This is a genomic window from Massilia mucilaginosa, from assembly GCF_011682145.1.
GTDB lineage: Bacteria > Pseudomonadota > Gammaproteobacteria > Burkholderiales > Burkholderiaceae_D > Telluria_A > Telluria_A mucilaginosa.
The window spans coordinates 1-1,133 of the sequence record NZ_WHJH01000156.1 but is presented as its reverse complement, the minus strand read 5'-3'; the positions used below and the strand labels follow the sequence as shown (position 1 = coordinate 1,133).

General features: G+C 59.0%; 1 protein-coding gene. It reads left to right on the top strand.

Features of this window, described 5'->3' with window-relative positions:
* Positions 1-1,133, top strand: a 1,133-nt coding sequence (locus tag F2P45_RS34245) for an IS1380 family transposase (protein ID WP_166882663.1), incomplete at both ends; no start/stop codon positions are given.

The following is a 1,133-nucleotide window of genomic DNA, read 5'->3' as shown; positions in this document are numbered from 1 at the left end:
CGATTTTGCCGGTGGCGGTTTGTCGTCTGATCTCGGGCCGGTGCTGCTGCGCGGTGTCGACCTTCAGATCGGTCTGACCAGGCGCCTCGCGGCGGCTTTGCCGGACCGTCGCCATCAGAGTTACGTCAGCCATTCGTATCATGATCTTCTGACGCAGCGTATCTACCAAATCGGCTGCGGCTATGAGGACGGCAACGACGCGAACAGTCTGCGCCACGATCCGATGTTCAAACTTGGTGCGGCCCGTTTGCCGTTTGACGCCGCCGCCGCGCTGGCATCGGGAGCTACGATCTCGCGCTTTGAACACGCAGCAAGTCGCCAGGATATTTATCGCGTCAGCGAGGCTCTGGTCGAACAGTTCATTGCCGGCTTCGCCGGTCCGCCAAAGAGCTTGATTCTCGACCTGGATCATTCCGAGGATGCGTGTTACGGCCAGCAGCCGCTGGCGTTCTATAACCACCATTATGGTTCGACCTGCTACTTGCCACTGATGATCTTCGACGGCCAGTCGGGCGGCTTGATCGCGGCGGTGCTGCGCCCCGGAAGGCGACCATTTGGCGAAGAGAACGCGATGATCATGCGGCGCGTTTTGAAGCGGATTCGTCAGCACTTCCCCGATACGCATATTCTCGTACGTGGCGACGGACACTTCAGTGGCCCTGAATTAATGGGCTTGATCGATGGGATGTCGAACATGGACTTCATTTTCGGTTTCGCCTGCAACACCAAGCTCCTTGCGATGGCCGAGCCGACCAGAGTTCGCGCCATTGACCGGTGGGTGGCTGCGCAATCGCAAGACGTGGCGCCAAACGCGGTGCGTCTGTTCGATGAATTTACTTACAAGGCGCGCTCGTGGCCGAGGGCCTGGCGCGTGCTGCTCAAGGCCGAGGTCATGGCGCTTGGCGAGAACACCCGCTTCATCGTGACCTCGCTGCCAGGACTCGATGCCGGCATGTTGTACGAAGATATTTATTGCGCGCGCGGTCAGGCCGAAAATTACATCAAACATCTCAAGGATGACCTCGCCGCCGACCGTACTTCCTGCACCAGCTTTCTCGCCAATTGCATGCGCTTGTTGCTGCACGCGGCGGCCTACATTTTGCATCAGCAACTGCGTACCGAAGGGCTACGGT